The organism is Microbacterium sp. zg.Y909 (assembly GCF_024626565.1).
The window spans coordinates 1-7,012 of record NZ_JANJFJ010000231.1 but is presented as its reverse complement, the minus strand read 5'-3'; the positions used below and the strand labels follow the sequence as shown (position 1 = coordinate 7,012).

7 protein-coding genes are annotated in these 7,012 nt (G+C 69.5%); 2 read left to right on the top strand and 5 right to left on the bottom strand.

The window, feature by feature from the left end:
• The 5 genes from pstC to NQ160_RS15470 form a co-directional block, all read right to left on the bottom strand.
• On the bottom strand, positions 1 to 716 hold a 716-nt coding region (gene pstC / locus NQ160_RS15490), incomplete at its 3' end, for a phosphate ABC transporter permease subunit PstC (protein WP_257516080.1).
• Positions 717 to 789: 73 nt separating this feature from the next.
• Positions 790 to 1,890 carry a phosphate ABC transporter substrate-binding protein PstS gene (pstS, locus tag NQ160_RS15485; protein WP_257516079.1) on the bottom strand — a complete coding sequence of 367 codons (1,101 nt, stop codon included), beginning with the start codon at positions 1,888 to 1,890 and terminating at the stop codon, positions 790 to 792.
• Between the two features lie 150 nt (positions 1,891 to 2,040).
• Positions 2,041 to 2,985: an NUDIX hydrolase gene (locus NQ160_RS15480; RefSeq protein ID WP_257516078.1), complete on the bottom strand. Its 945-nt coding sequence runs from the start codon at positions 2,983 to 2,985 to the stop codon at positions 2,041 to 2,043.
• The gene (locus NQ160_RS15475) at positions 2,982 to 5,150 is read right to left on the bottom strand and encodes an RNA degradosome polyphosphate kinase (RefSeq protein ID WP_257516077.1); all 2,169 of its coding nucleotides are present in this window, start codon (positions 5,148 to 5,150) and stop codon (positions 2,982 to 2,984) included. The genes NQ160_RS15480 and NQ160_RS15475 overlap by 4 nt, the downstream gene beginning before the upstream one ends.
• Before the next feature lie 52 nt (positions 5,151 to 5,202).
• Complete coding sequence (locus NQ160_RS15470; protein WP_257516076.1) at positions 5,203 to 5,904, bottom strand: response regulator transcription factor; 702 nt, start codon at positions 5,902 to 5,904, stop codon at positions 5,203 to 5,205.
• Between the two features lie 114 nt (positions 5,905 to 6,018).
• Between NQ160_RS15470 and NQ160_RS15465 the strand changes: the two genes are divergently transcribed.
• Together NQ160_RS15465 and NQ160_RS15460 are read left to right on the top strand one after the other, a co-directional pair.
• The gene (locus NQ160_RS15465) at positions 6,019 to 6,309 is read left to right on the top strand and encodes a hypothetical protein (RefSeq protein ID WP_257516075.1); all 291 of its coding nucleotides are present in this window, start codon (positions 6,019 to 6,021) and stop codon (positions 6,307 to 6,309) included.
• A 134-nt stretch (positions 6,310 to 6,443) separates the two neighbouring features.
• A partial coding sequence (locus NQ160_RS15460; protein WP_257516074.1) for an FABP family protein occupies positions 6,444 to 7,012 on the top strand: 569 nt, incomplete at its 3' end.

Below are 7,012 nucleotides of genomic sequence, written 5' to 3'. Positions count from 1 at the left end.
CCGAGCGCGCGGCCGAGACCGAGCATGGATGCCGAGACGATGCCGGAGCGACCGAACGGGAAGACGGCCATGCGGATCATCTCCCAGCGGGTCGCGCCCAGGGCCAGCGCTGCCTCTTCGTGCAGACGCGGGGTCTGCAGGAAGATCTCGCGGCAGATCGCGGTGATGATCGGAACGATCATGACGGCGAGCACGATCGCGGCGGTGAAGATGGTGCGTCCGGTCTGCGAGACCGGGCCGGCGAAGAGGGGGAACCAGCCCGCGTTGGTGACGAGCCAGTCGTAGACCGGCTGCACGGTGGGGGCGAGCACGAGGATGCCCCAGAGGCCGTAGACGACCGACGGCACCGCGGCGAGCAGGTCGACGACATAGCCGAGGGCCGCGGCCAGCCGGCGGGGGGCGTAGTGCGAGATGAAGAGGGCCACCGACACCGACAGCGGCACCGCGATGACCAGCGCGAGGAACGACGCCCACACGGTGCCGAACGCCAGCGGCCAGACGTAGTCCCAGAAGTTGGTCGTCAGCAGCGAGGCATTTTCGCTGGTGGCCGTCAGACCGGGGATGGACTGCACGATGAGGAAGATCGCGACCGCGGCCAGCGTCGCGAGGATCATGGATCCGGCGAAGAGCGCGGCGCCCGAGAACCAGCGGTCGCCCGCGCGCTGCGGAGGCTTGCCGGTCGTGGCCTGGTCGGCCGGGGCGGTGGTGGTGGTCATGGGGTCCTGTTCTCGGGTGCGGAGAGCGGGGTGCTGCCCGGCCCCGGACGCGCCGGGGCAGGGAAGAAGGCGGTCACTCGGTGACGATGAGGTCGATGGCGTCGTTGATCTGGTCGCGCAGCGCGTCGGAGATGGGCGCGTTGCCGGCGCTGGCCGCAGCGGCATCCTGTCCCTCGGGGCTCGCAACGTACTCGAGGAAGCCCTTGACGACGGGGGCGGGGGCGTTCTTGTACTCCGCGCACGCGATCATGTAGCTGATCAGCACGATGGGGTAGACCCCGGCGGCATCCGTCGTACGGTCAAGCGCAACGGCGAGGTCACCGTCAGGGCGGTTCTCCTCGAACTCCGAGGCGTCGACGGCGGCCGCGGCGGCCTCGGGGGAGTACGTGACGAACTCGTCCCCGACCTTGATCGCGGCCGTCGACAGCCCCTCTTCGCTGGCGCGGGAGGCGTCGGCGTAGCCGATGGTGCCGTTGCCGGCGGTGACCGAGGAGATGACGCCCGAGGTGCCCTGACCCGCTTCGTTCGCGGCGCCGGTGGCGGGCCAGACGCCGTCGGGCTCCCAGGTCCACTCGGCGGGGGCGGCCTGGTAGAGGTAGTCGGTGAAGTTCTCGGTCGTGCCGGAGTCGTCGGCGCGGTGCACGACGGTCACGGGCAGGTCGGGAAGCGTGACATCGGGGTTGAGCGCGGCGATGGCCGGGTCGTTCCAGTTCGTGATCTTGCCCGAGAACAGGCCCGCGAGGGTGGTGGCATCCAGGTCGAGGGAGTCGACGCCGGCCACGTTGAAGACGACCGCGATGGGGGAGATGTAGGTCGGCAGCTGCAGGATGTCGGAACCCTCGGTGCAGCCGGCGAAGGTGCCTTCGAGCTCCTCGGTCGTGAAGGCGCGGTCTGAGCCGGCGAACGCGACGGCGCCTGCCTGGAACGACTCGCGGCCGGCGCCCGAGCCGGCGGAGTCGTAGGTGACCTCGACGCCGGGGTTGGCGGTCTGGAAGCCCGCGGTCCACGCCTGCACGGCGACCTCCTGCGACGAAGCGCCGGCGCCGGCGATGTCGCCGGACAGATCGCTGTCGCTGACGGCTCCGAGGTTGCGTTCGTTGACCGCGCAGCTGGTGAGGGTCAGGGCGGCCACGGCGGTCAGCGCGCCGATCTGGGCGAAACGGGGGAGCTTCACTGTGATCCTTCGGTGTCGGGCGGGCCCGCGTAAGGAACCCGCCGCGACGGTAGAGAGCGACTGTTACGAGAGTGCGCTTTCCAAGTGAACGAAAGGTGAACAGCCCCCGCGCTCGGCAGCACGAATACTCACTCGCCGGCGGCGGCAGACTCAGCGGGAGGGGTTCGGGACGTGCGTCTCGATCGCCACGATGCCGGAACCCGGGTTCGTGGCCGACAGGTGCACCACCGAGAAGGCCCCGACCTCCAGCGCCGAGGCGCTTCCCAGGTACGAACCCCGCATCGTCCCCGTCGCCAGCGCGATCTCGGTGAGGATCTCGGGCAGCACCGGACCGTGGCTGCACAGCACCGCGGCCTTGCGCGCCCGCACGCGTTCGCCCACCACGGCGCGCGCGTCGGAGCGGCCGTCCTCCCAGGCATCCTGACTGATCAGCGGGGTCAGCTCGACGCGCCGCTCGAGGGCGGCCGCCAGCGGCGCCACCGTCGCCGTGCACCGCTCGGCTGGGCTGGTCACGATGCGCCGCACCCCGAACGACGACAGCGGGCCCACCAGCGCCGCGGCCTGCCGCACGCCCTTGGGTGACAGCGGCCGCTTCGCGTCGGCCTTCTTCCAGTCCTCCCGCGGTACCGCCTTGGCATGACGCAGCACGATCAGGGGGAACGTCTCCAGCACCCCGTCATCGACGAACTGCGCGAACCCGTCGAGGATCTCGATGTCGACCGGGTAGCTCAGCCGCGCGCGCGCCTTCTTCAGGCTCACCCACTCGAGCGCCGCGATCTCCTTGTTCGGCACGAACGTCGACGCGCGGATCGCGGCCTCGGTCGCCTGCGCCGACCAGTAATGCACGATCTTCTGCTTCTTGCTCGGCAGCCGGTACCGCGACACCCCCAGTGCGACGCCGAGGGAGACTCGGATGCCGGTCTCCTCATGGATCTCGCGCACCGCTGTCTCGGCCAGCGTCTCGCCGGGATCGACCTTGCCCTTGGGGAGGGTGACGTCGCGGTAGCGGGTGCGGTGGATCAGCAGCACGCGCAGCTTGCCGTCCACGACGCGCCACACGACGCCGCCCGCGGCGTAGACGGCGAGGTCGGTCATCGCACCGCCCGCACGCGCCGACGTCGCTGGATCGCCGCCATGGTCTGGTCCTGCAGGTCGGCCAGGGGCTTGCCCTTCGCGTCGAGGTGGTGCCGGGTCCATTCGCCCTCGGGGCCGAGGTGCCACGAACTGGTGCGGTCGCTCATCGCGAGGTCGAACAGGTCGACGAGCTCCTTGACGTGCGCGGGCTGGGTGACTCGCACCAGCGCCTCGACGCGCCGGTCGAGGTTGCGGTGCATCATGTCGGCGCTGCCGATGTACACCTGCGGGTCGCCGCCGCCCTCGAAGGCGAAGATGCGGGAGTGCTCGAGGTAGCGACCGAGGATGCTGCGCACGGTGATGTTCTCGCTGACACCGTCGAGCCCCGCCTTGAGGGAGCAGATGCCGCGCACCCACACGTCGACCTTCACGCCGGCCTGGCTCGCGCGGTAGAGCGCGTCGATGATCTGCTCGTCGACCATCGAGTTGACCTTGATGCGGATGGACGCGGGCTTGCCGTCGAGGGCGTTGCGCCGCTCGGCGTCGATGAGCCGCAGCAGCCCTTTGCGCAGGTGCAGCGGGGCCACCAGCAGGCGCTTGAACTTCTTCTCGATCGCGTAGCCGCTGAGTTCGTTGAACAGGCGGGTGAGGTCACGGCCGACCTGCTCGTCGATCGTGAACAGGCCGAAGTCCTCGTAGAGGCGGCTGGTCTTGGGGTTGTAGTTGCCCGTGCCGATGTGGCTGTAGCTGCGCAGCGCGCCGTCTTCCTGGCGGATCACGTGCAGCAGCTTGCAGTGGGTCTTCAGCCCCACGAGGCCGTAGACGACGTGCACGCCGGCCTTCTCGAGCTTGCGGGCCCAGACGATGTTGGCGGCCTCGTCGAAGCGCGCCTTGACCTCAACGAGCACCAGCACCTGCTTGCCCGCCTCGGCCGCATCGATGAGGGCCTTCACGATCGGGCTGTCGCCCGACGTGCGGTACAGGGTCTGCTTGATGGCGAGCACGTGCGGGTCCTTGGCCGCCTGCTCGAGGAAGGCCTGCACGCTCGTGGTGAACGACTCGTACGGGTGGTGCACCAGCACATCGCCCTTGCGGATCGCGGCGAACAGGTCGGTCCGGCCGTTCTGCTCCACCGGCTGGAAAGCCGGTGCCGTGGTGGGCACGTGGGGTGGGTAGTGCAGCTCGGGCCGGTCGATGCGCGCGAGGTCGAACAAACCCCGCAGGTCGAGCGGACCGGGGAGACGATAGACCTCCTGCTGGGTGATGTCGAGCTCGTTGATGAGCAGGTCCAGCGTCAGCTCGTCCATGTCGTCGCCGACTTCGAGGCGGATGGGCGGACCGAAGCGGCGCCGCAGCAGCTCGGCCTCGAGCGCCTGGATGAGGTTCTCGGTCTCGTCCTCCTCGATGACCACGTCTTCGTTGCGGGTGAGGCGGAAGGCGTGCTGGTCGAGGATCTCCATTCCGGGGAAGAGATCCTTGAGGTTGTGGGCGATGAGGTCTTCGAGCGGGATGTACCGCACGGTCTCGCCGTCGCTGCGCACCGGCACGAACCGGGGGAGCATGGGCGGCACCTTCAGGCGCGCGAACTCCTGGCGACCGGTGCGGGCGTTGCGGATGCGGATGGCGAGGTTCAGCGACAGCCCCGAGATGTACGGGAAGGGGTGGGCCGGGTCAACGGCCAGCGGCATGAGCACGGGGAAGACCTGCCCCTGGAAGTACTCGTACAGAAGCGTCCGCTCTTCATCGCTGAGGTCGTGCCACGTCACGATGTCGATGCCGACCTCGGACAGCGCCGGACGCACGAGCGTCGTCCACGCGTCGGCGTGACGCAGCTGCAGCGCGTGCGCCTCGGCGGAGATGTCGCCGAGCACGTCCTGCGGGGAGCGGCCGACGTTCGTGGGCACGGCCAGTCCCGTGACGATGCGGCGCTTGAGGCCCGCCACCCGAACCATGAAGAACTCGTCGAGGTTGCTGGCGAAGATGGCCAGGAAGTTCGCCCGTTCGAGGACCGGCAGTGACGGGTCCTCCGCGAGCTCGAGCACGCGCCGGTTGAACGCGAGCCAGCTGAGCTCGCGGTCGAGGTACCGGTTCTCGGGCAGGCGCGAATCGTACGTCTCGACGGCCTGGTCGAAGTCGTCGTCGTCGGCGTCGCCCAGGCCGCTGTCGAGTGCTTCGGAGTGGATCATCAGCCCATCATGTCAGGGGCCGGGGCAGCGGCGGGGACGCATGCCGATCCGTTCAGGCCTGCGATCGTTCGCGAGGCGCGGGGACCTGGTCGTCGTCGTCGTAGACGTTGAAGCGGTACCCCACGTTGCGCACCGTGCCGATGAGCTGCTCGAGGTCGCCGAGCTTGGCACGCAGGCGCCGCACGTGCACGTCGACGGTGCGGGTGCCGCCGAAGTAGTCGTAGCCCCACACCTCGCTCAGCAGCTGCTCGCGCGTGAACACCCGGGAAGGATGCGTGGCGAAGAAGTGCAGCAGCTGGAACTCCTTGTACGTGAGGTCCAGCGGCTTGCCGTGGACCTTCGCGGAGTAGGAGGACTCGTCGATCGTGATGCCGGAGGTCTGGATGCGGGTGGAGACCTGCTCGGCCGACTGGCGGCCGACCGCGAGGCGCACCCGCGCGTCGACCTCGGCGGGACCGGCCGAGACGAGGATGACATCGTCGATGCCCCAGTCTGTGGAGACCGCCGTGAGCCCGCCCTCGGTCACGATGAGCACGAGCGGAGCGTCGAGGCCCGTGGTGGTCAGTATCTTGCACAGCGATTTCGCGCCCACGAGGTCGAAGCGGGCGTCGATGAAGATGACGTCGGCGCTGGGGGCGTTCACCAGCTGCGCGGGCTCGGCGGGAATCTGGCGGACGCGGTGGCTCAGAAGTTCGAGCGCGGGCAGCGGCGGGGTGCCGCCGGGCGCGGAGCTGAGCACGAGAAGCTGGGCCAAAAGAAGATCCTCCCAGGCGCGGCGGGCCGCGTCGTGCCCCCATCCTAGGGCGCGGTGCTCGACCTGCTGGCACCGCTCCCGCACGAGTGGCGGCCGGTGCGTAACAATGGATCCATGACCATTCCCGAGCTGGCACCACGGCGCACCTTCGGGGGCATCGTCGCCGTGTGGGTCGTCGCCGCCGTCGCGGCCGTTCTCATCGGCATCTTCGCCCCGGCTGAGTGGCGAGCCCCGTGGGTGACCGTGGCGCTGGGTGGATGCCTCGTGCTCTCGTTCGCGGTGCAGCTGGCGTACGGCCGGTCGCAGAACTTCACGCAGCGCATGGCCGCCAGCATTCTCGGCGCCCTGCTGGTGATGGGGGTCATCGGGTTCGGGTTCGGTCTGGCGACCCTCGTTCCGGCGTAGAGTGGGCACCATGGATCTCTTTGCCCTCGAGATGTTCTTCGTCGGGTTGCTCGGCCTGGCCGGGCTCGCGATCGCCTTCGTGTCGGCCGTGGTCGTCAAGAACCTCTACCGCGGCCAGCGCTGACGGCTGCCCCGTGATCGAGCTGCCGACCGACCTTCCCGCGGACCTCGTACCGCTGTCGTGGCTGCTCGGCGTCTGGGAGGGCACCGGGGTCATCGACTACGAGACGGCAGACGGGCTGCGCCTCGAGGGTGAGTTCTCGCACCGCGTGAGCTTCAGCCACGACGGCGGCGACTACCTCAACTACTCCGCGCAGGCACGCCTGCTCACCGAGCCGCAGACGCCGCTGGTCGCCGAGACCGGCTTCTGGCGTCTGGGTCGTCCCGCCACCGCGTCCGACGCGGGGCCCGGACTGCTCCCGGCCACGGCAGAGGCGCCGCCGCGCACTGTCGACGACATCGAAGCGATGCGCACCCCAGAGGGCGGTTTCGCCATCGAGGTCGCCCTCGTGCATGCCGACGGCGTCAGCGAGTTGTACATGGGACAGGTGCGCGGCCCCCGCATCGACATCGCGACGGATGCCGTGATGCGCTCGGCATCCACCAAGCCCTACGCCGCCGCGACCCGCATGTACGGCCTCGTCGACAACCACCTGCTGTGGGCGTGGGACATCGCCGCCCTCGGCTCGCCGCTGGCCTCGCA